The 22,975-nt window shown below is 61.8% G+C and carries 28 protein-coding genes, 1 tRNA gene and 1 pseudogene; 15 read left to right on the top strand and 15 right to left on the bottom strand.

Going from position 1 to position 22,975, the window contains the following annotated elements; translation table 11 throughout:
- Positions 1-7: 7 nt before the first annotated feature.
- Both AC1RR3_RS37930 and AC1RR3_RS37925 read left to right on the top strand, forming a co-directional pair.
- Positions 8-1,078: a carboxylesterase family protein gene (locus AC1RR3_RS37930; RefSeq protein ID WP_492830338.1), complete on the top strand. Its 1,071-nt coding sequence runs from the start codon at positions 8-10 to the stop codon at positions 1,076-1,078.
- Between the two features lie 81 nt (positions 1,079-1,159).
- Positions 1,160-1,366, top strand: coding sequence for a hypothetical protein (locus AC1RR3_RS37925; protein WP_492830336.1), 207 nt, complete (start codon positions 1,160-1,162; stop codon positions 1,364-1,366).
- A 98-nt stretch (positions 1,367-1,464) separates the two neighbouring features.
- Here the strand turns inward: AC1RR3_RS37925 and AC1RR3_RS37920 are convergent, their stop codons facing one another.
- From AC1RR3_RS37920 to AC1RR3_RS37900, 5 genes are all read right to left on the bottom strand, one after another.
- A complete protein-coding gene (locus AC1RR3_RS37920; protein WP_492830334.1) occupies positions 1,465-2,124 on the bottom strand; it encodes a DsbA family protein in 660 nt (219 codons plus the stop codon).
- A gap of 88 nt (positions 2,125-2,212) precedes the next feature.
- Positions 2,213-2,935: an LrgB family protein gene (locus AC1RR3_RS37915; protein WP_492830332.1), complete on the bottom strand. Its 723-nt coding sequence runs from the start codon at positions 2,933-2,935 to the stop codon at positions 2,213-2,215.
- On the bottom strand, positions 2,932-3,315 hold the full coding sequence (locus tag AC1RR3_RS37910; RefSeq protein ID WP_492830330.1) for a CidA/LrgA family protein: 384 nt from the start codon (positions 3,313-3,315) through the stop codon (positions 2,932-2,934). The genes AC1RR3_RS37915 and AC1RR3_RS37910 overlap by 4 nt, the downstream gene beginning before the upstream one ends.
- A 34-nt stretch (positions 3,316-3,349) precedes the next feature.
- A complete protein-coding gene (locus tag AC1RR3_RS37905) occupies positions 3,350-3,835 on the bottom strand; it encodes a PaaI family thioesterase (protein ID WP_492830328.1) in 486 nt (161 codons plus the stop codon).
- A 3-nt stretch (positions 3,836-3,838) separates the two neighbouring features.
- The gene (locus AC1RR3_RS37900; RefSeq protein ID WP_492830326.1) at positions 3,839-4,267 is read right to left on the bottom strand and encodes an acyl-CoA thioesterase; all 429 of its coding nucleotides are present in this window, start codon (positions 4,265-4,267) and stop codon (positions 3,839-3,841) included.
- 112 nt (positions 4,268-4,379) lie between these two features.
- On the opposite strand from AC1RR3_RS37900, the gene AC1RR3_RS37895 reads away from it, so the two are divergent.
- Positions 4,380-4,928, top strand: a complete 549-nt coding sequence (locus AC1RR3_RS37895) for a TetR/AcrR family transcriptional regulator (protein ID WP_492830324.1) — start codon at positions 4,380-4,382, stop codon at positions 4,926-4,928.
- A 46-nt stretch (positions 4,929-4,974) separates the two neighbouring features.
- Here the strand turns inward: AC1RR3_RS37895 and AC1RR3_RS37890 are convergent, their stop codons facing one another.
- Positions 4,975-5,472, bottom strand: a complete 498-nt coding sequence (locus AC1RR3_RS37890) for a hypothetical protein (RefSeq protein ID WP_492830323.1) — start codon at positions 5,470-5,472, stop codon at positions 4,975-4,977.
- Between the two features lie 203 nt (positions 5,473-5,675).
- On the opposite strand from AC1RR3_RS37890, the gene AC1RR3_RS37885 reads away from it, so the two are divergent.
- Positions 5,676-5,948 carry a PsiF family protein gene (locus tag AC1RR3_RS37885; RefSeq protein ID WP_492830322.1) on the top strand — a complete coding sequence of 91 codons (273 nt, stop codon included), beginning with the start codon at positions 5,676-5,678 and terminating at the stop codon, positions 5,946-5,948.
- Between the two features lie 99 nt (positions 5,949-6,047).
- On the top strand, positions 6,048-7,133 hold the full coding sequence (locus tag AC1RR3_RS37880) for an AbrB family transcriptional regulator (RefSeq protein WP_492830320.1): 1,086 nt from the start codon (positions 6,048-6,050) through the stop codon (positions 7,131-7,133).
- 123 nt (positions 7,134-7,256) lie between these two features.
- On the opposite strand, the gene AC1RR3_RS37875 is transcribed toward AC1RR3_RS37880, so the two are convergent.
- Positions 7,257-7,796 (bottom strand): disulfide bond formation protein B, encoded by a 540-nt coding sequence (locus AC1RR3_RS37875; protein WP_492830318.1) that lies wholly within the window; start codon positions 7,794-7,796, stop codon positions 7,257-7,259.
- Between the two features lie 157 nt (positions 7,797-7,953).
- Between AC1RR3_RS37875 and AC1RR3_RS37870 the strand changes: the two genes are divergently transcribed.
- Both AC1RR3_RS37870 and AC1RR3_RS37865 read left to right on the top strand, forming a co-directional pair.
- Positions 7,954-8,038 (top strand) — tRNA-Leu (locus tag AC1RR3_RS37870).
- Between the two features lie 190 nt (positions 8,039-8,228).
- Entirely contained in the window at positions 8,229-8,483 is a 255-nt protein-coding gene (locus AC1RR3_RS37865) for a hypothetical protein (protein ID WP_492830316.1), read from the top strand.
- Positions 8,484-8,758: 275 nt separating this feature from the next.
- On the opposite strand, the gene AC1RR3_RS37860 is transcribed toward AC1RR3_RS37865, so the two are convergent.
- Entirely contained in the window at positions 8,759-8,908 is a 150-nt protein-coding gene (locus tag AC1RR3_RS37860) for a hypothetical protein (RefSeq protein WP_492830314.1), read from the bottom strand.
- A 499-nt stretch (positions 8,909-9,407) separates the two neighbouring features.
- Here AC1RR3_RS37860 and AC1RR3_RS37855 point away from each other — a divergent pair, with 499 nt between their 5' ends.
- The 3 genes from AC1RR3_RS37855 (at position 9,408) to AC1RR3_RS37845 (ending at position 12,253) form a co-directional block, all read left to right on the top strand.
- A complete protein-coding gene (locus AC1RR3_RS37855) occupies positions 9,408-10,106 on the top strand; it encodes a LysR substrate-binding domain-containing protein (protein ID WP_492830363.1) in 699 nt (232 codons plus the stop codon).
- Between the two features lie 330 nt (positions 10,107-10,436).
- Positions 10,437-11,486 carry a LysR family transcriptional regulator gene (locus tag AC1RR3_RS37850; RefSeq protein ID WP_492830312.1) on the top strand — a complete coding sequence of 350 codons (1,050 nt, stop codon included), beginning with the start codon at positions 10,437-10,439 and terminating at the stop codon, positions 11,484-11,486.
- A gap of 224 nt (positions 11,487-11,710) precedes the next feature.
- Positions 11,711-12,253 carry a heme-binding protein gene (locus AC1RR3_RS37845; protein WP_492830311.1) on the top strand — a complete coding sequence of 181 codons (543 nt, stop codon included), beginning with the start codon at positions 11,711-11,713 and terminating at the stop codon, positions 12,251-12,253.
- 68 nt (positions 12,254-12,321) lie between these two features.
- Here AC1RR3_RS37845 and AC1RR3_RS37840 read toward each other — a convergent pair whose 3' ends face one another.
- From AC1RR3_RS37840 to AC1RR3_RS37820, 5 genes are all read right to left on the bottom strand, one after another.
- Positions 12,322-12,720 carry a YciI family protein gene (locus AC1RR3_RS37840; RefSeq protein WP_492830309.1) on the bottom strand — a complete coding sequence of 133 codons (399 nt, stop codon included), beginning with the start codon at positions 12,718-12,720 and terminating at the stop codon, positions 12,322-12,324.
- 117 nt (positions 12,721-12,837) lie between these two features.
- Complete coding sequence (locus tag AC1RR3_RS37835; RefSeq protein ID WP_492830308.1) at positions 12,838-13,797, bottom strand: VOC family protein; 960 nt, start codon at positions 13,795-13,797, stop codon at positions 12,838-12,840.
- Between the two features lie 30 nt (positions 13,798-13,827).
- On the bottom strand, positions 13,828-14,835 hold the full coding sequence (locus AC1RR3_RS37830) for an NADP-dependent oxidoreductase (RefSeq protein WP_492830306.1): 1,008 nt from the start codon (positions 14,833-14,835) through the stop codon (positions 13,828-13,830).
- Between the two features lie 17 nt (positions 14,836-14,852).
- Positions 14,853-15,476, bottom strand: coding sequence for an NADPH-dependent F420 reductase (locus AC1RR3_RS37825; protein ID WP_492830304.1), 624 nt, complete (start codon positions 15,474-15,476; stop codon positions 14,853-14,855).
- 48 nt (positions 15,477-15,524) lie between these two features.
- Entirely contained in the window at positions 15,525-16,391 is an 867-nt protein-coding gene (locus AC1RR3_RS37820; RefSeq protein ID WP_492830302.1) for a fumarylacetoacetate hydrolase family protein, read from the bottom strand.
- Positions 16,392-16,727: 336 nt separating this feature from the next.
- Here AC1RR3_RS37820 and AC1RR3_RS37815 point away from each other — a divergent pair, with 336 nt between their 5' ends.
- The 4 genes and pseudogenes from AC1RR3_RS37815 (at position 16,728) to AC1RR3_RS37800 (ending at position 20,952) form a co-directional block, all read left to right on the top strand.
- Positions 16,728-17,396, top strand: a complete 669-nt coding sequence (locus tag AC1RR3_RS37815) for an FMN-dependent NADH-azoreductase (protein WP_492830300.1) — start codon at positions 16,728-16,730, stop codon at positions 17,394-17,396.
- 1,037 nt (positions 17,397-18,433) lie between these two features.
- Positions 18,434-18,736 (top strand): hypothetical protein, encoded by a 303-nt coding sequence (locus AC1RR3_RS37810; RefSeq protein ID WP_492830298.1) that lies wholly within the window; start codon positions 18,434-18,436, stop codon positions 18,734-18,736.
- A 1,023-nt stretch (positions 18,737-19,759) separates the two neighbouring features.
- On the top strand, positions 19,760-20,365 hold the full coding sequence (locus tag AC1RR3_RS37805; RefSeq protein ID WP_492830296.1) for a hypothetical protein: 606 nt from the start codon (positions 19,760-19,762) through the stop codon (positions 20,363-20,365).
- 282 nt (positions 20,366-20,647) lie between these two features.
- A pseudogene (locus AC1RR3_RS37800) lies at positions 20,648-20,952 on the top strand (hypothetical protein).
- Here the strand turns inward: AC1RR3_RS37800 and AC1RR3_RS37795 are convergent.
- A complete protein-coding gene (locus AC1RR3_RS37795; RefSeq protein WP_492830294.1) occupies positions 20,937-21,449 on the bottom strand; it encodes a DUF6314 family protein in 513 nt (170 codons plus the stop codon). The pseudogene AC1RR3_RS37800 and the gene AC1RR3_RS37795 overlap by 16 nt on opposite strands.
- 123 nt (positions 21,450-21,572) lie before the next feature.
- On the opposite strand from AC1RR3_RS37795, the gene AC1RR3_RS37790 reads away from it, so the two are divergent.
- The gene (locus AC1RR3_RS37790; protein ID WP_492830292.1) at positions 21,573-21,809 is read left to right on the top strand and encodes a hypothetical protein; all 237 of its coding nucleotides are present in this window, start codon (positions 21,573-21,575) and stop codon (positions 21,807-21,809) included.
- Positions 21,810-21,813: 4 nt separating this feature from the next.
- Here the strand turns inward: AC1RR3_RS37790 and AC1RR3_RS37785 are convergent, their stop codons facing one another.
- A complete protein-coding gene (locus AC1RR3_RS37785) occupies positions 21,814-22,773 on the bottom strand; it encodes an AraC family transcriptional regulator (RefSeq protein ID WP_492830290.1) in 960 nt (319 codons plus the stop codon).
- Between the last annotated feature and the right edge of the window lie 202 nt (positions 22,774-22,975).

The raw sequence follows: 22,975 nt of genomic DNA, 5'->3' as shown, positions 1-22,975 counted from the left end.
AGCGGCGATGACCGAGGCCGTCGTTGACGACATCGTGACCGTGCTGCCGCCGCTGCTGAACGCACTGGAAGCGCTCGGCTTCTTCCAGCGGAATTTGCACCCGCCGGCCTTCGCCTCCGTGATGAACGAGATCGGGGCGCCGGACGAGACGCTGCAATCCGCACGCGCTGCGATCGGCGAGTGGCCGGAACAATTCGCCGGCTTGCGCAGCCGGCTCGATGCGGCCTGCAACGAGACGCTCGCCGCCTTTGCGGGGATTCGCGAGGTCGAGCGCGGCAACGGCGACCTCGTCGCCGTCTTCCGCGCGCTCCGTCATTTGCCGCGCGCGCAGGAGGCCCTCTATCCGCTGGCGGTGCAGTTTCCGCCGGTGAGCAGCTTCTTCCTCAACGCCGCCAATCGCGAGAACGCGGATCTGCTGAAACGGCTGGAGGCCGGCGCAAGCGAAGATACCGGCATCTTCCACGATCACAACGAACCCGGCAGCCGCGGCGGCTTCTCGGTCTATGTCCCCGAATATTACAGGCACGATCGCGCCATGCCGCTGGTGATGGCGCTGCATGGCGGCAGCGGCAACGGCCGCGGTTTTCTCTGGAGCTGGCTGCGCGATGCCCGCAGTTTTGGTGCAATCCTGGTTGCGCCGACCGCGACGGGCTCGACCTGGGCACTGATGGGGGACGATGCCGACACGCCGAATCTCATGCGCATCCTCGAGACCGTGCGCCGCCGCTGGACTATCGACGCTTCACGCATGCTGCTGACCGGCATGAGCGACGGCGGCACCTTCAGCTACGTCACCGGACTCGACGGCGCCTCGCCCTTTACGCATCTCGCGCCGGTGTCAGCGACCTTCCATCCGTTGATGGCCGAGATGGCGGATGCGGCACGCCTGCAAGGCCTGCCCATATTCATCACCCACGGCAAGCTCGACTGGATGTTTCCGGTGCAGACCGCGCGGCAGACGCAAGCAACGCTCTCCGCCGCCGGCGCCGACGTCAATTATCGCGAGATCGACGACCTCAGCCACACCTATCCGCGCGAGATCAATGCGGAGCTGCTGGCGTGGCTGAACGGAAAATGAACAACCTCTCCTTAGATGCGCCGCATGGCCGCGGAACCATCACCCCGGGCCGACGTTATCGCCCGTCACCGGAGGTTTGCTATGAGGACTTTTTTTGGAATGATCTTGGGCGCGCTGCTTCTTGCTGGCGGCGTCTATGTCTATGACTCCATGCAGACCTCGTCCGTCGCCAATGGCGAGGTCGCGACCAGCAGCCGCACCATCGTGAACTGGGACGTCGCCAAAGCCGACTGGGATGCACTGCGCGATCGCGCGCACAAGGACTGGGTCCGGATCTCGTCGAAGTAATTTCGACGAAATATTCTCGACCTGCCCGACATGAACAAGGCGCCGTCGCGGATCCGCGGCGGCGCCCTTGTGTTGGCTGTGATCTATTACGGCCAGCGTCAGTTCATCTTGGCCTTGCGGGCGTCAGCGATGACCTGCTCGAACTCGTTCATGCTGAGCACACCCGGCACGCGGTACTTGCCGACGATGAAGGCCGGGGTGCCGCGGAAGCCGAAGGCTTCAGCCTGCTCGTTGTTGCGCTTGAGGATGGCGTCGATGTCCTTGGCGTGATCGGCGAGATCGCGCTTGAGGCGATCCATGTCGACGCCGGCGGCCGCGAGCAGCTCGTTGATGCGCGGCTCGGTCAGGCGCGAGCTGACCCCCATCATGGCATCATGGGCCTGGTGATACTTGTCCTGGAATTTCGTCGCGAGCGCGATCCGCGCTGCCGTGACCGAGACCGGCCCCAGGATCGGCCAGTCCTTCATCACCAGCCTGACCTTGCCGTCGTCCTGGACGACCTGGCGCAGCTCGGGCTCGAGCTTGCGGCAATAGGGACAGTTGTAGTCCGACCATTCGACGATGGTGATATTGCCGTCGGGATTGCCGGCGACTGGCGTGTCGGGATCGCGCAGCACCTTGGTCTCGGTCAGCACCTCATCGTCGGCGGCGGCTGCCCGCACCGAGGTGATGCCGCCCATTGCGAGAGCGCCCGCCCCGATCAGCGTCAGCGCCGCGCGCCGGGTCGTCACAAGGCCCTTATTCCCAAATCCAGCCATATCTCGTCCCGTTTCGGTCCCATCTTCCGCAAAGACGGATCAGGACCGGGAATTGTTACCGACCATATAGAGTGTCGCCGCCGCAATGTCATCGCACCAGCAGCGTGGCCGCCAGCGGGACCAGGAACGAGGTCACCAAGGCGTTCAGGCTCATGGCGATACCGGAGAAAACGCCGGCAATCTCGTCGACCTGGAACGCGCGGGCGGTACCGATGCCGTGCGCCGCGAGGCCGGCGGCAAAGCCGCGCGCGCGGTAGTCGGTGACGCCGGTCCGGTTCATCAGCGGCGTCACGATGATGGCGCCCATGATACCGGTGAGGATGACCGCGACGGCCGCCAGCGAAGGATCTGCGTGTAGCGATTCGGCGATGCCCATGGCAACGCCGGCCGTGACCGATTTCGGCGCCAGCGACAGCACCACGTCGCGCGGGAGGCCGGCGAGCTCGGCCAGCAGCACCACAGATACCACGGCCGTGACCGAGCCGGCGACAAGGGCCACCAGCATCGGCACGATGGATGACACCACGCGCTTGCGGTTTTCGTAGAGCGGCACGGCAAGTGCGACGGTGGCAGGCCCGAGCAGGAAGTGCACGAACTGCGCGCCGGAAAAATAGGTCGTGTAGGACGTACCGGTCGCGAGCAGGAACGCGCCGATGATCCACATCGCATGCAGCACGGGATTGGCGAGCGGATGGCGCCGCGTCGCCAGCGACACCGCATCGGTGCTCGCATAGACCAGCAGCGTGACGGTCAGCCACAGCAGCGGCGACTGCGAGAGATAGACCCAGAGCGAAAACGGATTGTCCTTCATCGCGCATCCTGTTGCTTCAACAGGCGGCTGACGAGGCGGAAGGTGAGCACCGTTGCGAGCAGGGTGACGACTACCGAGAGCGCCAGCACCAGGACGATGGCGATGCCGTGCTCGGCGAGCAAATCGAGCTTCTGCACCACGCCGACGCCGGCCGGCACGAACAACAGCGACAGATGCGCGAGCAGGCCCTTGCTAGCCGTCTCGACGCCGTCATCGCGCAAGGGGCCGAACGCAAGCCGCGAAAAACGGTCGCGGGCAAGCAACAGGACCAGGAGGAGCAGCAGCCCAAGCACGGGTCCCGGCAGCGGCAGGCCGAGACCGCGCACGACCACTTCACCGATCAACTGGCAGAGTAGAATGAGACCGAGACTTCCGAGCATGACCGCCGCATCAAGGAATGCGCCGGTTGCCTTGTCAATCGCCGCGCACCACGGGGGACGCCCGCGGCGCTTGCGCAGCCTCACGTGGCAGCATCGCCATCAACGTTCCGGTCATGGTGGCGATCAGCCTGGTCTGGCCCTCGTGCTCGGCAAAGGCCCTGGCCTCGCAGAATGTGAGCGTACGGCCGGGCTTGACCACTTCGGTCTTGAACACGAAACGCTCGCCACGGGCGGGCGCGAGCAGCGTGGTCTTGAACTCCACGGTGAGAATATCGGCCTCGCGCGGCATCAGCGTGAAGGCGGCAACGCCACAGGCATTGTCGAGCCCGGCCGTGATGATGCCGGCATGGACAAAACCGTTCTGCTGTGTGAAGGCCGCCGAATGCAGCATGGCCAGCTCGACCTCGCCCGGCGCAAGGCGAACGATCACGATTCCGAGCGTATGCATCGCCGGCTGGCGGTCGAACATGGCGATGGCCGCGGCACGATAGCCCGGGTTTTTCGGCTCGAACGCAGCCATGGCTCAGGCCTCGGCCGGCTCGACAAGATGCCTCAGAGCAGCTTCGCGGATGGCATCCGCGAACGGCGCGGACTTTCGCAGCGCACGATCCATGTGCACACCCGTGATCTCGCAAATCGCGGCGATCTCGCCGGTCTCGGCATTCGCCATGTCGTGCCGGAAACGGATCGATTTGTCGCGAATCTCGAGCAGATGGCTGCGGATCTCGACGATGTCCCCGGCGAGCAGCTCGCGCTTGTAGGTGATGTTCTGCTGCACGGCGGCCATGCCGCGGCCGGAGGAGCGCAAATAGCTCGGCGTCAGCCCGAGGCGGGCTAACAGATTCCAGTTGGCCTCGTCGAATTTGCCGACATACCACATGATGTTCATGTGCCCGACATGGTCGCACTGCCACGGATAGACCGTGCCGCGATAGGTCGCCTCCTGCTCCATCGCAACTTCTCCCTGCCGTTTTCCGCCCCTTGATTTGTTGATACGGTAGCGTATCAGGCGCGAGACACGTTAGCAATACGGCACCGTATCAAGAACCGGTGAGGCTTCCTTCATGAGCGACGGCAAGGGCGATGTCTGGGTCGAGGCGGGGTTTACCGAGCTCGCCCGCTCGGGGGTGGAGGGCGTGCGGGTGGAGGTGCTCGCCAAAAATCTTGGCGTCACCAAAGGCGGCTTCTACCGCCGCTTCGCCGACCGTGCCGCGCTGCTCGAGGCCATGCTGGTACGCTGGCGCGAGGGGCGCGCGGCTTCAATCGCGCAGCAGACCAGCCTCGACGGCGAGGCGCCCCGCGAGCGGCTGAAGGCGGTGATCCAGCTGTATTCGGAGCGGCTGAACCCGGAAGGCATGGCGATCGAGCTTGCGATCCGGCAATGGGCCCGCTCGGACGAGAATGCCGCGGCGGCGGTGGCGAGCGTGGATGCGGCGCGGCTGAAGCACGTTGCCGAGCTCTATCGCGCGACCGGCCTCGAGGGCGAGGAGGCCGAGGCGCAGGCGTTCCTGTTCTACTGCTTCATCTTCGGCCAGAGCCTGTTGTTCGTCGAGCGCGGTCCGCGCAAGCGCTCGCAGCTCGTGGCGAAATCGGCCGAGAAGCTGTTGGGCTAGACGAAATGGCCGGAGCTTTGCTCCGGCCATCGCATCATGTCGAAGCTCAGGCGGCGCCCTTCAGCTTCTTATTGCATTCGCTGTAGTAGCCGCCGCCCTTCTCGATCCACTTCATGCCGCCATTGCCGTTGGTGGTCTTGTTGGCGTTGTACTGGTCGACGCAGGTGTGCAGGCGGCCCTTGCCGGCGCTTTCCTTGGCGTATTTCGGATCGACCGCGTTCGGATAGATCGCGGGGCCGGCCGGCAGGGTCGGGGCTGGAGCGGCAGCGGGAGCCGCCTCCTTCTTCGCCTGCTTCGGCTCGGCAGCCGGTGGAGGCGCAGCTGGAGCCGCCGCGGTTGGTGCAGCGGCAGGCGTCGCGTCCGCGCCGCACTGGGCCTTGCGGAAGTCATTCCACTTCGTGGTGCCGAGCGAGCCGTCCTTCTTGGCGGCCTGATATTTCGCGCTGCACTCCTGCGAGGTCAGCGCCTGGGCCGGGGCGCTCGCCACCAGCGCGGCAAAGCCGGACAGCGCAACAGCACACAACAATTTTGATTTGATGGTCATCGTAAGGTCTCCTCCTTGGTCTTCCCCGGGGGAAGTTGAAACAAGGATTGCTATCCTAGCGTGCCGGCGATTGGCGACAAGGAAGTGATGGTCTTCGCCGCCAAAATATAGTGATCGCGCCGTTCAGATTATTCATGTCGCGTTCAGCAAGGCGAGCCGACGTTGCCAGCCCTTCGCAATTCTCCCAAGAAGAGTGCAACACCATGACCCTCGCCTCTCGCCTCGCCGCCGTCGCTCTCGCCTCCCTGCTCGCCACCGGTGCCGCCTTCGCGCAGACTGCGGCGCCCGCCGCCAAGACCGACGCCGCGGCCACCGCCGACAAGAAAGCGCCGAAGGAGCATTCGGCCGAGTCGCTCGAATGCTCCAAGCAGGCGGATGCCAAGGCGCTGAAGGGCAAGGAGCGCAAGAAATTTCGCCGCGAGTGCATGAAGGAAGCGAAGGCCGGCACGGCCGCGCCTGCCGCCGACAAGAAGTAAATCCGTCACACTACGGCTCACGCCCCTCAGTGAGAGGCGCGCATTGCGGCATGACCTGGCTGCAATTGTGCGCCTCTCGCTGATTTGCAATAAGGTGGTGTGAAGCAAATCACCGCCTCGTTGCCGTTCGAATGGCCGAGCCGTGCCAAGATCTTGAGCACGGTGGAGACGCTTGTCATCGGCTCGGCCGGCGGCCTGGCATTTCTCCTCGCGGGCCTTCCCGGCGGACTGATCTCGGGCTCGATGATCGCGGTCGGCATCGCCGCGATTGCCGGCCGCCAGCTGACGCTGCCCCCGATCCTGACCCAGACCGTGCTGGTGCTGCTCGGCATCTCGCTGGGCTCGGTCGTCTCGCGCCATCTGCTACAGCAGGTCAGCGCCTATCCGCTCACCATCGGACTACTCGCACTCGCCACCTTCTGCTCGACCTTCGGCTCGAGCTATTATCTCCAGCGCGTCCATGGCTGGGACCGCACCTCGGCCTTCCTCGCCGGCAGCCCCGGCGCGCTGTCGCAGATCACCATCCTGGCAGTCGAGCGCGGCGCCGACCTGCCCGGGATCGCGGTGGTGCAGACCATGCGCGTCATCATCCTCACCGCGGCGCTGCCGATGGTGCTGGCCATCGCGGGCGTGGCGCCTTCCGCGGCACCATCGCTGACCACGGCGATCGCCTCGCCGCTCGACCTCGTCGAGCTGGTCGCGGCCTCGCTCGCAGCGGCCCTCGTCCTGCGGCTGATCAAGTTTCCGGCGAGCTGGATGTTCGGCGCGATGATCGGCTCCAGCGTGCTGCATGGTGCAGGCTGGGTCGAGGGCGGCCTGCCGAACTGGGTACGCGGCGTGGCGCTGATCGGCATCGGCGCCCTGATCGGCAGTCGCTTCGCGCGGATGCGGATCAAGACGCTGGCCGGCCACATCAATGCAGCGCTGGGTTCGTTCGCGATCGCAATCGCCATTTCCGCGATCTTCGTCGGCATCGTGGCGCTCACCACGCAGGTGAAATTCTCCGACGTCGTGGTCGCCTTCGCTCCGGGCGCGATGGACGCGATGCTGGCGCTGGCCCTGACGCTGCACATCGACCCGATCTTCGTCGGCGCCCATCATCTGTCGCGTTTCGTGTTCGTGACGATCGCAACGCCGGGAATCGTGCACCTGTTCGGGCGTACGCAGGACGATGTAGACGATTAGAGGGGCGCGGCTCCCACGGCGAACTCCGCTCTTGCAGGATGGGCAAAGGCGCATAGCGCCGCGCCCACGTTCTCTTACGGTTTTATCACCAGGAGATGGTGGGCACGCTTCGCTTTGCCCGCCCTACGACGAGGTCGTCTGCGCAAATCCCCAGGCGGCGATCGCGGCCATCAGCAGCGAGATCAGCACATTGTAGCCGGCGAGCGAGAGGCCGAGGAAGCGCCACTGCACCTCGTCGCAGCGGACCACCTTCACGGTATCGAGCTTCGACAGCAGATCGGCAGCATTGCCGAGATTGATGACGGGACCGGAGCAGTCGGTCGGGCCCTTCCAAAAACCCCATTCGACCCCGGAATGGTAGGTGCCAAGGCCGGCATTGGCGAGCGTCGCCAGCGCGAGGATCGCGAGCCCTGCAAGCAGCAGCGGCCGCGGCGCGCCGCTCTTCGCCGCAAGCGCGGTGAGCACGCCGAGCGGGATCGCGAGGTAATAGGCGTAGCGCTGCTCCAGGCAGAGCGGACAGGGCAGGATCTCCAGCACGAGCTGGAAGAACCAGGCGCCCGCGATCGTGGCAGCCGCAACCAGGGTCACCGCAAGCGAGGCGGTCAGAGCCGGGCTGGTGGCCGCCGGTTTGAATGCAGGTATTGCGGCACTCTGGGTCGTCACGGCAGCCTCTTTTCGATGGGTCGCTTTGTTAGGCTCTAACTCCGGCCCATGCGGCTGTCGAGAACGGCCGGGATCACTTTGGCGCGGGTTGACCCCGCTTTGTCCATGGTTATAGTCCGCCGGCTTCGCGACGCCCGCTTTGGGGGGCCGACCGAGGGCCCCTGTGGCGGAACTGGTAGACGCGCTCGACTCAAAATCGAGTTCCGCAAGGAGTGCTGGTTCGATTCCGGCCAGGGGCACCAGCCTTCGCTGCTTCGCAGCTATGGCTGGGCGAGCCAGGCGCGAGTCTATCCAAGCGAAGCAGCGAAGGCTGTCCCGCCGGAGCCTTGGCGAAGGCGGACTGGATCAGCAAACCGAATTCCCCCTCCCTTCCAATCGTCACATCCCGCCTGTATAAACCGGTAGCTTCTTCCATCATTCGAAGAGGCTCATATGAACGACCTGCACGCGTGGCTTTCGCATCAGCACCACGGCCTGCGCACCTTCCGGACTTTCCAGCAAAAGCTCGAGACGCTCGGCCGGGACGATCCCGCCCAGCTCGGCCTGTGCCGCCTGCTCAGCGGTCTCGTCGGCAGCTATGTCGAGGCCTTTGACGAGGCCCCGCTGCCGGTCGAGATCGCCGAGGGCGCCTATCAGCGCCTGCTCACGCTGGTGGCGAGCATCGATCCAAACGCCGTCGGAAACTAACGCTTCTTTCCTCGTCCTGCCACAGGTCATCCTCGAAATGCCTGTCACTGTAATTATCGTGTCTCACTTCAGGGGTGCAGTCCAGCACTGTCACTGTAATTTCTAATCGCAGCCGCTGATATGTGCACATGCGCCGTGCTTGGAGGGCTGACTGTTGTACTGCTCATCATCGGAGGCAACGAGCAACAGGAGTTCAACTCCCTGTGCGGTGCAAGTCCGCTTTTTCATGTCCGGTGGCTTGCTCGGGACGGCCGCAGTTCAACTCTGCGCAATTTCTAAATCAGCCCAAAGAAGCGAAGTGCAATCGCTCCGCAGATTGCGATGACGAACAGAAGTCCCAATACGGCAAGCTGTCCACGCGCGACAGCTTCCATCTTGCCGTATCGTAGCGACAATTCGGGGACAAGGGGCTTTTTCTCGGGCATATAGACTTCTCTCCAAAAGAAATTTGAGAGAAGCCCTAAGAGGTTTGGAGTACGAATCTCTGGGCGACGCAAGAGTGTTTCGCGACCCTCAATTTTCGATTCTGCGCGACGTGCCAATTCGATGGTGATCGCCGTCGCCGCCGACGACGGTCATTCTTGATGCACGCGATGCCCTTGACACTCGTAAAGTACCGGAACTACCGTAGGAATCGACAATTTGGTGCGCGAAACTGCACCGACCCACGGTCTGGGCGGGATTTGGTTTTGGCCTTGCGGCACAACTTGCACAATCGCGTGATGAGCTTTTGCTAGAGTGAGCCCAGCGCTCACTGCCGCATCACAGGGCGACCACCCGGCGAATCCGAGCTCGTAGCGCATGCTTCGTTGGGCATGGGCAAGCCCCCGACTGTTTTGCATTTGACCGGTACTTTTATGTACCAGCGCCCATTCTCTTGAAATGCACCCTTCGGCCGCTCTTTGGTGCAATGGTTTGAGTTCGGTGCGACGCGGGCTTGGCAGGCGATCAGGCTTCGATATCGCCACCGAGAAACGCACGTTCACGATCGTGATGAGTGATATTGCGGAAGCTGTGATTCTTCCTCATCTTCTCAATGCGTGTCGAGACAGTGCTCCCGGCATCTTTTTCAGCACGATACAACTGCCCATGGACCAGACGCTCCCTACATTGCGTACGGGAGCAGTCGATTTGGCCGTTGGATACATCCCGGACCTTCGCTCCGGCGTGAGGCAACAGCTTCTGTTCGAAAGCGACTATGTCGCCCTGGCCCGGCGTGGCCATCCCGGCGTGAAGCAATCAGCAATGTCCAAGGCGATTTTTCTGAGAGAGCGACACGCGCTTGCGAAAGTCGAAGGAACCGGCCACGCGATCGTCGAGAGGACACTGCGCAGGCATGGGCGCGATTCACGCATCGCGGTACGTGTGCCACATTTTCTCGCGCTTCCAGCGATCGTGGGATCCTCCGATCTAGTCGCGACGGTACCGCGGCCTCTAGGCGTGCTGATGGCGGATGCGGCCCCAATCGAGATTCTGCCTCATCCGCTCAGGCTTCCGAAGCTGGTAATCAGGCAGTTCTGGCACGAGCGTTTCGATGCGGAGCCCGCACTGATGTGGTTGCGAAGCACGTTGAAAGTGGCGGTCGCAAATGCCCGTCAGTTAAGGCCGACCCGCAGCAACTGATCGCGGCGCTTCCCGGAATTCGCGATAACACACGGTTATGATGATATCGGCTTCGACAGCTTCGTCGACCCGACTTGACGCTCGCACCAAATTCGGCGGTCAACTCGCCGAGGGTTTCGAGGCCGCGCGAATTCGCGATGAGGACGGAGATTGTCTTCGTCGCGAGGGAGCGGGCGAGTGTCGCGCCCGCCTGTCCCCGTAATGGCGTGCGTTATGTTGATCTCCATGGCCGAAGCAACCTGCGGCAATACCGAGACATGCCAGACCTTGACACGTCGCCTCCTCCGGGGGGCCGACTCCGAGACCGCGTTGCTCTCTCAGAGAGGTGCCATGCGAGGCACTTCCAGCAGCATTGATTTATCGAAAAAACTGAAGGATTATTACAAACGTCTATCTAATGTATGGATGGCAACGATGTTGGACGGCGTGACACTCAATCAACTTCGAACGTTCGTGGCGGTATGCGATGAGGAGAGCTTTTCGGGAGCGGCCCGCAAACTCCGGCGAGCTCAATCGGCCGTAAGTCATGCTGTGGCGGCCCTTGAGGCGGTGTTGGACGTGCGGCTTTTTGAGCGCGATGCTCACCGTCCCGAACTCAGCTCCGCAGGACGCAGTCTGCTCCCCGACGCCCGCGCCGTCATTGCTCGCACCGAAGAAATGAAAACGCGCGCGCGCTCTATAGCGGATGCGGGAGCGCCGCAGCTTTCGATTGCCGTGGACGTCTACTTTCCGAGAAAGCGTCTCATCGGCTGCCTGCAGGCGCTCCAACGCGGTTCGCCAAATGCCGTCGTAAATCTCAGGATGACGACGATGCAGGGCGGCGAGGTCCTTTTGCTGGACGGAGCCTGTTCCCTGGCCGTGACGGTTGCGGACGTCCCCGAGTTGAAAGCGAGCGCTATCGAGAGGCATTGGCTCTGCGATGCAGAGATGGTGACGGTCTGCGCGCCTTCACATCCACTGGCTGCCGCGGGTCGCCCGATTCCCCTCGACGAGTTCAGCCGCCATGCCCAGCTGGTCGTGACCGACAATCAGCCGAACACCGAGAAGACGCAAATGGAGGTCGCCGGCGAACGGCATTGGCTGGTAAACGATTTGAGCGCGAAGCATGATTTCCTGCGCGCCGGCCTCGGCTGGGGTCACATGCCTGCGGACCTTGTCGCCGACGATCTGGCCGCCGGGACTCTGACGAAGATCAAGCGCCGGGCCTGGCATGTGCGTCCCATAGCCTTCATGGTTTCGCGGCGCCGCGGGCACGAACTCTCCGCATGCGAGGGGCAGCTGGTCGACCTGCTTGCGGACATTGGGGCCGATGTCGCGCTACCTATAAAGCGACCAAAGGTGTCGGCGCGCAAATCCAAATTGCGCTCTGAGACCGCATAATCAGCGGCTAAACATCACTGCAAGTACAGACACTGGCCGGTCACTTAACGTTGTCGGGCTAGTGAACACTCTGCCGCCTACCGGCATGGGTTTTCCTGATCCCCTATCGGGGGACTCCAACAGTTTAGATGGACATCAGAAAACTTTTGTCACTTCGGTCTATAGGCGCGCGCCACTAAGTTGAGCGCGTTGGCACTTGAGCCCGAACAGAGGTGGAAACATTCATGATTGCAAAATGGATCGGCCGTCATTCTTCGGCGATCGTCCTGATGCTCGCCGCAGCGACGTCCCCAGCCCGCTCGGACGACCTCATCACCACGCACAGGCTATCGGCGGCTCTGGCGGCGGAAGCCGTAACCGAGGCGGTCGCGAGTTGCGCAAAGCAGGGTTTCCGAGTGAGCGCGGCCGTTGTCACCGTCGATGGCTTGACGCAGGCAATGTTGCGCGGCGACGGGGCTCACGCGGCCTCATTCGACCTTGCCAGTGACAAGGCGTATACTGTCGTCACGCTCGGCGCCACACACAACGAGGATAGTATTAGCGCCATGGTGAAGCGGATGGGAACAAATCCGACTGCCTTCTGGGGCTTGGCCAATGCCGGGGGCCTGGGCAAGCTGCCGCGCGTCTCGCTCATTGTGGGTGGTCTTCGCATTAAGGTTGGCAATGAGGTTATTGGTGGCATCGGCGTCTCAGGCGGGCCCGGCGCCGACGATGACGAGGCTTGCGCCAAAGCCGGCATCGACAAGATCAGCGCGCGCCTGAAATAGTCGGCAGCCTCGGAACGGATCGATAGAAGCGGCCCGCCAATGTCGGGCCGCTTGGGGTTGTCCGGCCCCTAAACAACCTCGAATTTTCCAGTTGAGAAGCCCAATGTTACGGTCATGGTCCCTTCGTTGACCAACCAGGGGCGCACCCGATATTTGCGGGCGCCCCGGGCGTGCATGGGATCGCGCGCGGCAACGGCATTGGCCTCGTCCAGCGTCTTGGCGCGGATTACGATGAGGCCCTCACCCTCCCAGCGCTTTTCGTCGTCTGTCCAATGAGGCCCGGCTGCAAACATGATGCCGCTCCGCTCGAGTTCCTCCTGGAAGGCCAGATGATCCGGAAGGTTCTGCATGACAGCGTCCATGCCGTTTATCGGAGTCGTAAAAATCGCATAGAGCTGCTTGGCCAAGTAGCCGCGTTCGATGCACATCTCGGTAAGGTGCTTCGCCGACGTGCTATGCTCTTCCATTGTAACCTCCCATATTGCGCCGAATGGCGCTTCCGTCCAGGCGGCCGGCGAGTCAGTCGAACTTCAGCGCCGGACCGCTTGAAAATGATCCCTCTTGAAAATGATCCCCTCGCAGGATCAGGTTTCCCGTTCGTAGTTGCAGACGAAGTCCTGCGGTGGCTTCGGCCCCCACACATAGAAGGACTCGTCTGCCGGGTGATCACCGGCTTCCCAATCGCAATTGGCTGGAATGAAGTCGATGTCGGACGAATACTCTGCGTAGCTGCCCCAGGGATCGCGGACATAATGGAAGTAGTTGGAGCCAAGCGCATGACGCCCTAAACCCCATCCTTTCTCGAATCCCTTGTCGGCCATCAGCCTGGCGCCCAGTCCGACGTCGTTGATCGATCCGACGTCCCAGCTCAAATGGTGCAAACCGGGACCGTTGGATTTTGCAACCGCGATCATGTGATGGTCGGAGCCATGGATGCCGTGCATGAACGCGACGCCGTTCCCGGAGCGATCGGACAGCCGAAGGCCTAAAACGTTCGAATAGAAGCGAACGGACGCCGACACGTCGGCAGTGAAGATCAGAATATGCGCGAGGCGGCGCGGGTAAACTGGACGCGTCTCGGAGCGAAGATGCGAGCCCTGGACGCCGGGAGCTACGCTCGCCATCTCAAACGACGATTTCGCATTGGGCGAGGTCTTCTTGGCCACCTTGAGTTCCATGAGCAGGCCGTCTGGGTTTCGAAACCACAGCCCGTTCGACTCGCTTGCAGCGGGGGCATCGACCCGACGCACGCCGACGCTTTGCAGGCGCGTCTTGAACGACGGGAAATCCTCCTCGAACACGCCAAATGAGAGGTGCGAAAGCTGCTTGCGTTGGGCCTCGCCGACGGTCCCCCACCGATGCGGGCTTCCATGCGTATACATGTCGACGCGGTCGCCGACGGTTTTCACGTTCAGCCCAAAAGCGGAATAGAAGTCGTTTGCCTGCTCGAGATTCGGCACAACAAGGTGGAAGCTATCCACGGAGTGGATGCCAAGCTCTCCTGGACGGCGAGAAGCGACGAATTGACCACGAATCTGGGTCATGGCTTGCTCCTGTTTTTGTCGGATCCTGGTCTAAAGCGCTACGCAAAGCCGACCCCGGTTTCGGCTGGCGTAGAGCAGTTCGATGGCCTTGGGTGCGGCGTCCAGACCCTCAAGGATCTCCGCATGCGACTTCAATTTCCCGGAGACGTACAGGCCCTTCAGTTCCGAGAGGGCCTCGTCGAACTGATCGGCATGGTCGAAGACGACGAAGCCCATCCACGACAGCCTCTTGACCAGGACATCGCGCTCGCGGCGCGGACCGTCGGGGACGGGAATCCAGCTCGCCACGGAGGCGGTGCCGCACTGGGCAATGCGGGCCCCCTTGTTCAAATTCGGAAAGACGGCATCGGATATCTTGCCGGCGACGTTGTCGAAATAGACATCTATTCCGTGCGGGCTCGCCGCCCCGATCGACTTCGCAAGGTCATCGGCGCTTCGATAGTCGATCGCAACTGCGTATCCATAGTCTTCGACCGCCAACGCGACCTTGTCGGGATTGCTGGCGAGCCCCACGGCGCGCACGCCTTCAGCTTTGGCGAGTTGCCCGACGACGCTCCCTACCCCGCCGGCCGCAGTCGATACCAGCAACGTCTCACCGGCTTTCGGTCGTCCGAACTTTCGAAATCCCAACCAGGCCGTCAGCCCGTTCAACCCCAATGGTCCGAGCCATGCGGGAAGCGGCGCCACCGCCTGGTCAACTTTCCACATGATCTGATCGACGGCCGTCAAATGGTATTCTTGCCAACCGAAGAAGCCATAAACCAGATCGCCGGTGCTCCAATCAGAGCAGCCGCTCTCGACGATTTCACCCACGCCGTGAGCCCGCATCACCGTGCCGGTCGGAACGGAAAGATAGTTCGGCTCCGAGCTCACCCACCCCCGCATGGCCGGATCGACGGATGCGTAGCGGACCCGCACCACTACCGTGCCGTCAGTTGCTCGCGGTCGGTCGAGATCGACGATCGCGAAGTTATCAGGACCGGGAATTCCCGAGGCTCGCTTCGTCACCACGACGGACAGATTGCGGAAGTTCGTCATGGCGCTCACCGGATCGCTCAGCGAAGCCGCCGAACGAAGTGGAGATCAAGGCCGGACAGGGGAGCGCCGACCTGATGCAGCACGCCGTTGGCAAGGGGCCCGAGGTCGATCGTCACGAAGCCGATGCTGTTGATCAGGTCGATCACCAGCTTCTTTGCCTCGGCATCGTCGCCGGAGGCGAAGATGACTGTCTTGGGCTTCTGGGGCGAAAAATCCTGTATCCATGCCATCGGCATGTTGCAGATCGACTTGACGAGCCTCGCACCCGCTGCCATTTCGGCCACCATCTCGCTCGAGTTCCGGCCCTTCAAGGCGGCGATCGATCTGGTCACGCCGTCGAGACTAATATCGGGCTTGGCGTCCATATGGGCGTTGGTTGCGTCGATCAGAATCCGCCCGCGCCAATCGATATTCTTCAGCGCCTCCGGCACGCTCACCCAGTTCGTGGCGAGGATGGCGATATCGCAATCAGCCGCTTGTTGTTTCGTACCCGCCTTTGCGCCTGGACCGAGATCGCCGACGATTTCCGCCAGCGTTGCCGGTTCTCTCGAGTTGGACACGAGAATCTCGTGACCGGCGTTGATCAAGTGACGACCGAAGGTCTTGGTTACTTTCCCGGCGCCGATGAAGCCCACTTTCATAGCACAATCCTTCTGACTTGTTCAAAACGCAAAAGCCTCGATCTGCCTTTACTGAGTCTCAGGAGCCGCGACATTTTCGATGGCGCCGATTCGTTCCACCTCGCATCGCACGGTGTCGCCGACACGCAAGAAGGAGGGAGGGTTCATCGCAACCCCCACTCCCTCGGGCGTCCCTGTCGCAATCAAATCGCCAGGCAACAGAGTAAACGCCGTCGAAAGGTACTCGATCATCTGATAGCAGTTGAAGATGAGCTCGGAGGTCGACGATTGCTGACGAACGGCACCGTTGACCTCGCAACGAAGCGAAAGGTTGTGCGGGTCAGGGATTTCGTCCGCGGTGACCACCCAGGGTCCGATCGGGCCATGGGTATCGAACGACTTGCCGATCGTCATCGTCGGACAATGCGACTGCCAATCGCGCACCGAAACGTCGTTACAAACGGTATAACCGAAGATGTGCTCTGGCGCGCGGGCTGCGCTGACGTGTCTTGCCGGCTTCCCGATCACCATCGCAAGCTCAACTTCATAGTCAAGCATGTCAGAAACCCGCGGCTTCACGATCGGATCGTATGGGCCGTTCAGGCACGAGGTCTGCTTGTTGAACCAATATTGATATTTGGGGGGCTCAATTCCAAACCTCTTCGCTTCTTCGGCATGCTTCCTGTAGTTCATGCCGATGGCCAGGAACTTCTGTGGCCGCGCCAACGGCGCCAGCAGTCGCACGGTCGATAAGGCAGTCGTGGGAGACTCGATCTCCGCGATCCGTCGTGTCTTCTCGAGCAACGCCGGGCCCCCTTCCAGGAGCGCCTCCAACGAGGTGAGCTCCGGCAGATGGTCCGCAACCTCGATGAGGGCTTCGCCTGTGACGATTCCAAGCCGTCGTCCCTGAGGGCCGGCAAACGTTGCGAGTTTCACACGTGGCTCCCAGGGTCGTGTCTATCTTTGCGCCGCGTGGCTTCGGCCTGCGAGGTTTGATAAGCGACGCGTCCTCTTCGCAGAAGTGACAAAACATCTCTGGTCTCCATCTACTCATTGGATGATCCAGGTGGCGCGCGGCCGAGCCTGAGCCGCGCACACGGCAACCAAGACGCGACGCTGATTGGTGGCGCCGTCCAGCCCATCCAATGAGTAGATGGAAATGAGCGAAATTCCGTCAGCTCCCCTCATGTGTCGGTGCTGCTAGAGGTCGACCCAGAGCTCCAAACAAAAGGAGCGGTGAAGTTTTTCAATCAAACCCTCAAGAGGTCCGACATGCCCAAGCTGCTCGCAATCGAGGTAAGTCCGCGCTTCGATCACTCGACTTCCCGCAAGCTGACCGCTGTATTCATCGAGCAATGGAAAGCCGCCAACCCGGGAGGATCGGTGATCGTCAGGGATCTCGTCAAAACCAACCTTCCGTTCGTTGATCTGCCCTGGATCGGCGGCGCCTTCACGCCACCACAATCGCACTCGCCCGAAAGCGCGGCGGCCATCAAAGTGTCGGACGAGCTCGTCGCCGAGCTCAAGTCGGCCGATCGTATCGTCATCGGCACACCGATGTACAACTTCTCCATTCCGGCCAGGCTGAAAGCTTATATCGACCACATCGTCCGGGCCGGTGTCACGTTCGAGCCCGGCAACCAGGTTTTTGTCACGACGGGCGATGCGGCTTCCGTGGGTTTACTGAAAGGCAAATCCGCTGACATCATCCTCGCCAGCGGTGGCGGCCACGCTCCCGGCTCTCCGACCGAAGAGCATGACCAGGCGAGCGCCTATCTTCGCCAGATATTGTTCTGGATCGGGATCTCCGACGTCAATATCGTCATTGCTCCTCGTGCGATTGCCGGAGTCAACGGAGAGACCGCGGTGGAACGCCTTGGCGGAGCTGTTCGGGTAGCTGCTGTGCGCAAGCCACTCGTCCCCTCCATGGCAACTGCGTAGTGCGGACCCTGATCGGATGTTCTCCACCGGATGACGGCTGGGCGTGGCGTTTTCCGCGAGGACAACGCGCTGCTGCCTGATGCGATTGCCGATACACTGCAGCTTTGGGTGGCCTGGTGAGTCGGGTGCGCGGCCACGATTGGCTATCTCTCGCTTCTGCGATTACCCTTCACTCGGAGACGCGCAGCATCGCGAGCTAGACGCGCATCCCTTAGTGACACGTCCTTTAGCGAGCCTAGGCCCAGCGAGCGCTGCTTACCGTTCTTCTAATAACGGTAGCTCCAGTTTTTCGATGGGGCGCCGGCAACGATGAGATAAAGACCGTCGCCGTCAGGGTATTTGCCGGCCGAACTTTGCGTTCGATGTCGAGCGGCTTGAGCTTGCCGGACATCTGTTCGCCCTCGCGAAATCCGTCCGAGCCCGGTCAAAAAAGCTACGGTTTGCGCGGCGACAAGCCGTAACATCGCGGAACTAGCCGCAACAGCCTTCGTCGCGCTACTCGTTGTTTTTGCTGTCGATTGGAACAGTTGGATACAGAGGAGTACTGTGGCGTGGCGGAGAGAGTGGGAGTCAAACCCACGATTTTCAATCATTCCACTTCGAAGAAGACGGAAAGCTGCTGAGTAAGCGGTCGCCTGCCTCCTCCAAAGATTTCGAGCCTGAGCCGGGTTCGATTCCGGTCGGCCGATTGTGGAGACAAAAAACCGCGTGGACCGTGCCTGCTGCCGAGGAGCCCGCAGCTTATTTTTGCAAGTGAATACCGCACGTCATCCTGCTGGTATTTGTGCTGGTATCGGCAGCAATCGACGATAAAAGTGGTTTCAAATTCAAATGGTTATAGCTCTGGGCAATTGTCGGCCAGGGGCACCACGCTTCGCCCTTTCGGGCTTCGCGTGGCGCAGCCGTGCCGAAAAGGCGAAGCGTGTCCGGCGAAGCCTCTTGGCGAAGACGGACTGTCTCAGCAATCCCCTCCCTTCCAATCGTCACATTCCGCCTGTATAAACCGGTAGCTTCTTCCATCATTCGAAGGAGCTCATATGAACGACCTGCACGCGTGGCTTTCGCATCAGCACCACGGCCTGCGCACCTTCCGGACATTCCAGCAAAAGCTTGAGACCCTCGGCCGGGACGATCCCGCCCAGCTCGGCCTGTGTCGCCTGCTCAGCGGTCTCGTCGGCAGCTATGTCGAGGCCTTTGACGAGGCCCCGCTGCCGGTCGAGATCGCCGAGGGCGCCTATCAGCGCCTGCTCACGCTGGTGGCGAGCATCGATCCAAACGCCGACGCAAATCGCCGGCTCGCCGACATCAACCGCGTAGCGGCGAGCGAGCTCTGGCAGTGAGTGGCAAGACGAGCAGGCTCAACTCAATTTTCAAACAGCAGGAAAACATGCGGATATAGCCTCGCGGCGCATGACGCCCGAGCTGTGAGCTTCTCTTGACGCCCCTTGCTTGGAAAGGGCGCAGGGAAGACCGGGCGCCGGCTGGCGCCCGCGGTCCACTGTGCGAAGGTTGCGCTACAAGAGGCTGCACAGCGGCATACAGGGCAGCCTGGGACATCCCGGCCTTCCCTGCGCAGTGGGTTGACGGCTTATGACGTGCTCTCCCCAGGGAGCGTTGCACTATTGCCCCCGTCGCCTTGCGGATGGCTGACGCGCGGACCCGGTCGGGCCGCCGCATCACCGCAAGGCTTGGCGCACAGACCCCGGGCGCCAGGACGACACGCTTTTGCCGTACGCGGACCGCACCGGTCGTTCGCGCGCCGCTCAACCGCTCACGGGAAACCCGCCCTGCGATTGCTTGCGCGCCGATGCCTCCGCGTCCACCGCCACCCCGCCCGCGTATCGTGACGATCGCGAAACGCCCCTTATCCTTGGGCCGGGATGGCGGATCATATACGCCATTTCCGAATTTCGGTCAATCGGAATCTTTTGAGCGAAACTCCCGACATTTGCCGTACGGCGAAGAAAGGGGGATGGACGCTCCGGGATACGCCGCTTCCGGTCGGGCCGCCTCCGCCGGCTTGTCGCTTGGGCACCCGTCTTGCGATGAACCTTTCGTTCTGCGTTCGAATGATCGCGCGATCGGAAGCGCCCTCGCATCAGTCATCCCACCAGAAATTGGGTACATACAACATGGAACGAAGGCCGAGCCGCATCTGTAATTCTCGTAATTCTGAACGACGGGGGTGCACGCGTGATCGGGCAAGTTTGGTGGACTGCCCCCTCAAGTGAGACACGATAGTCTCGGCGGCACGGCAGTATCGCGATTTGTCTGGAGGATCGCACCGTCGCACTTGATATGGGCAGAAGCGGTGCGAGAATCAGCTAGATCTATTGACAAGAGTCTTGGGCAGGATTGGGCAAATGCAAAAGCCAGAATGGCCAGGTATCGCGACCGCCGTAGGCATTGGATTGATCGCAACAATTGCAATTGCCATACAGGCGGATCCGAATTTTAGATTGAAGGACTGGCAGCCGCTTATGGCCGCAGTCGTTGCGCTATCCGCGGCGGGTCTAGCCTATGGGAGCGCTTTGGCGAAGCTTGATTTTGATCGCCAGCAAGCCAACGTCGCGAAGTCGTCCAAAAGGCTGGCTTTGCTCCTGAAGTTAAAGCTGACGGTGCAAGAGATTCGAGGTCTAATCGGAAGGTTTCAGGCTTTTAGAGCACAAACCGATTCAGACACCATTGCAGTCGATAAGCTAAGAACGCGGCCCTTCATGTCAGATTTCGACGACGTTTGGGCAAATCTCGATATCTTCCCCCAAAGCGCAATTCCCTATATCGGCGCGCTTCGGTCAACCTTGAGCGAGTATGACGCTCTACTTGCCGGGCTGACCATAAAGAATTTGAGCAAAGATAGCACTGAGATCGAAGCGCTTTGGCCGGTCGCGCGAAGATTGCGAAACATTTGCGGAGACGCAGAAGGTATCCTCGATCAAGAGGCATCAAGCCAGAGACATGAACCGTAGACGCCGTGGCCCATCGATACGAACCAATAATCGTGTGAGTAACCGCGTGAGTACACGGAGGAGAGGGTCCAGGATATTTGACTGAAATCAATTATCTATACTGTCGGTTCGATTCCGGGCCACGGCCAAGCGCGAGTCTATCCATGCGAAGCAACGAAGGCTGTCCCGCCGGAGCCTTGGCGAAGGCGGACTGGATCAACGAGTCCGATATTCCCTCGCTAGCAATCGTCACAGCCCGCCTGTATAAACCGGCAGCTTCTTCCATAATTCGAAGAGGCTCACATGAACGACCTGCATACGTGGCTTTCGCAACAGCACCACGGTCTGCGCACCTTCCGGACATTCCAGCAAAAGCTCGAGACGCTCGGCCGGGACGATCCAGACCAGCGCGGCCTGTGCCGGCTGTCGAGCGGACTAGTTGGCAGCTATGTCGTCGAGGCCTTTGACGAGGCCCGCTGCCGGTCGAAGTCGCCAAGGGCGCCTATCGGCGCCTGCTGACGCTGGTTGAAAGCATCGACCTCCGCGCTAACGCCGAACGGCGGCTCGCCTACATCAAGCGCGTGGCGGAGGTTCAACTCTGGCGGTAAAACGCGGCACGACCGGCACCATCGCGCCGGCTCGGTTCCGGCAGACGCGTATAGGTCGTGTTCATCGTGTAGTCCTTGCTCGGACCCGACACGACATGACGGACGACGAACGTGCCATCCGGCAGGAACATATAGGCCGACTGATAGTCGTCGCGCTTGCAAAGATGGTGCGCGCGCCCGCTCAGCGCTCCTCCTGACGATGCGGACAGCGAAATCTCGTGAAACAGCCGCGGTGGATCTTCCCTGAAGAAGACCTTGAATCCCCCGTCGCTGTTGCTGAAGAGGTATTCGCGTTCGGCCTGCACCTCTGTGCCGTTCGCAAGCTTCAGATATCCCTGCTCGCGATAGGCCAGCCGCGCCCCGTCCAGGGGCGTGAAGATAGCGATGCCCTGCATCGTGGCCTGGCTTTCGATGACCCGGTTGAGGGACCACGAGCCGATCAACTTTTTCGTGACGTCCGAGGCGTTACCCCAGCCATCGATCGCGGTTTCGTTCATATCTTCAGACCTGCGCATTGACCAACCGGTCAAGCCTCCCAGGACCCGCAGCCGGGAGTTCGACTTCAGCGAGCCAATACCTATATCCTACCGCAACGGATGGTGATGCAGCGAGCAGCTTCGATGGCCAGGAGACGCACGACGGAAGCCGACGCCGACGACCTCCCCCGCTATTTCGTCTGGGTCCGGGGCCTCGAAGGCCCCGAGCCGCAGAAATGGACGGCGATGGATTTCGGCATCGGTGACAGGAAGCGGCCGCTGGTGCTGGCCTTCCTGGAGCTGCCGGAGGGCGAGCGGCATCTACCGCTGTCGGCGCTGGCGCGGCGCTATCCGCCGCCGCGGGTAGATGTTTCGTCTTGATCCCTCACTTCCCTCGCGCTGCGGTCGGCGTCAGCCCGAACCGTCGGCGAAAGCAGCGGTTGAAATAAGAGAGGTCGTTGAAGCCGCAGGCAAAGGCGATGTCGCTGATGCGGCCTTCGCGGTGCGCGAGCAGGTCGGCGGCCTTGCGCAGGCGGAGCTCGTTGAGGCGCGTGGTGAAGCTGGCGCCGGCCTCGAACAGCAGCTCGTTGACGTAGCGTTCGGACAGGCCGGCGGCGGCGGCGAGCTTCTGCGCCGAAAAATCCGGTTCGTGGAAACGCAGCTCCAGGATCGACAACACGGCCTTGAGCCGCACGGTGCGCAAGCCCCGACGCCGTGCCGCGGCGGCGATATCGCTGCGGGCGCCGAGACCGATCGTGGCGAGATCGAGCAGATGGGCGGCGATCGCCATGCCGGCTTCATCGGCAGCGGCGGGATGGCGCAACAGGAGATCGCTGTAGTCCATCGCCAGCGACAGCGCGCCGCCGGGCTCGAGCTCGCAGCCGACGAGATCGTCGACACCGGGGACCATCGCCCGCAGCGTATCGACCGGCAGGTGCACGTTGGTGAAGCGCTTGTGGCTGGCGCCGTCGGCGGCGAAGAAGGGTTCGTCGAGCTTGAGCAGCACCATCGAACCAGGCCGCATGGTGAATTCGCGGCCGCGATGGATCACTTGCGAGGGGAGATCACCGGTATTGCGAGCGAGGCAAAAGCGATCGTCGCCGGTCTCGATCACCTGGCGCTTCTCCCGCCGCACCGTGACGAAGCTGCCATCGCAGCGACCGAGCATGGTGGTGCCGACATGGATCGAATTCATCGTGGCGCGGAACGGCACGTCGGACGCCGGATCGAGCTCGCCTGTGTTGGAGAAATGCTCGAACAGTTCGGCGAAGCGGATGAAGCGCTGCCGGTCGGACAGATCCTGCGGCAGCATATCGGTCGAGAGCGCTTTCCTGATGACGGACATCGCAAGGAATTCCAAGAAAGACTTTTTCGAAAAAGAAATCGCGCGCGAAACCTGCCGAACCTCGCAGGCAAGAGATGACCCTCATGCTGAAGGCTGGCCACCACAGGCTATCAGCACGCCAACGTGAATCAAGCTGCGCCGGTCAGTCCAAGTCGCGACGCCGCCAGCGCCGGACAGTCCAAGACGCTTCGCGCAGGAACGC

It is taken from the genome of Bradyrhizobium sp. GW821-FHT13H05 (assembly GCF_058804065.1).
The sequence above is the reverse complement of the archived record's forward strand: the minus strand, read 5'-3'. Positions and strand labels throughout refer to the sequence as shown.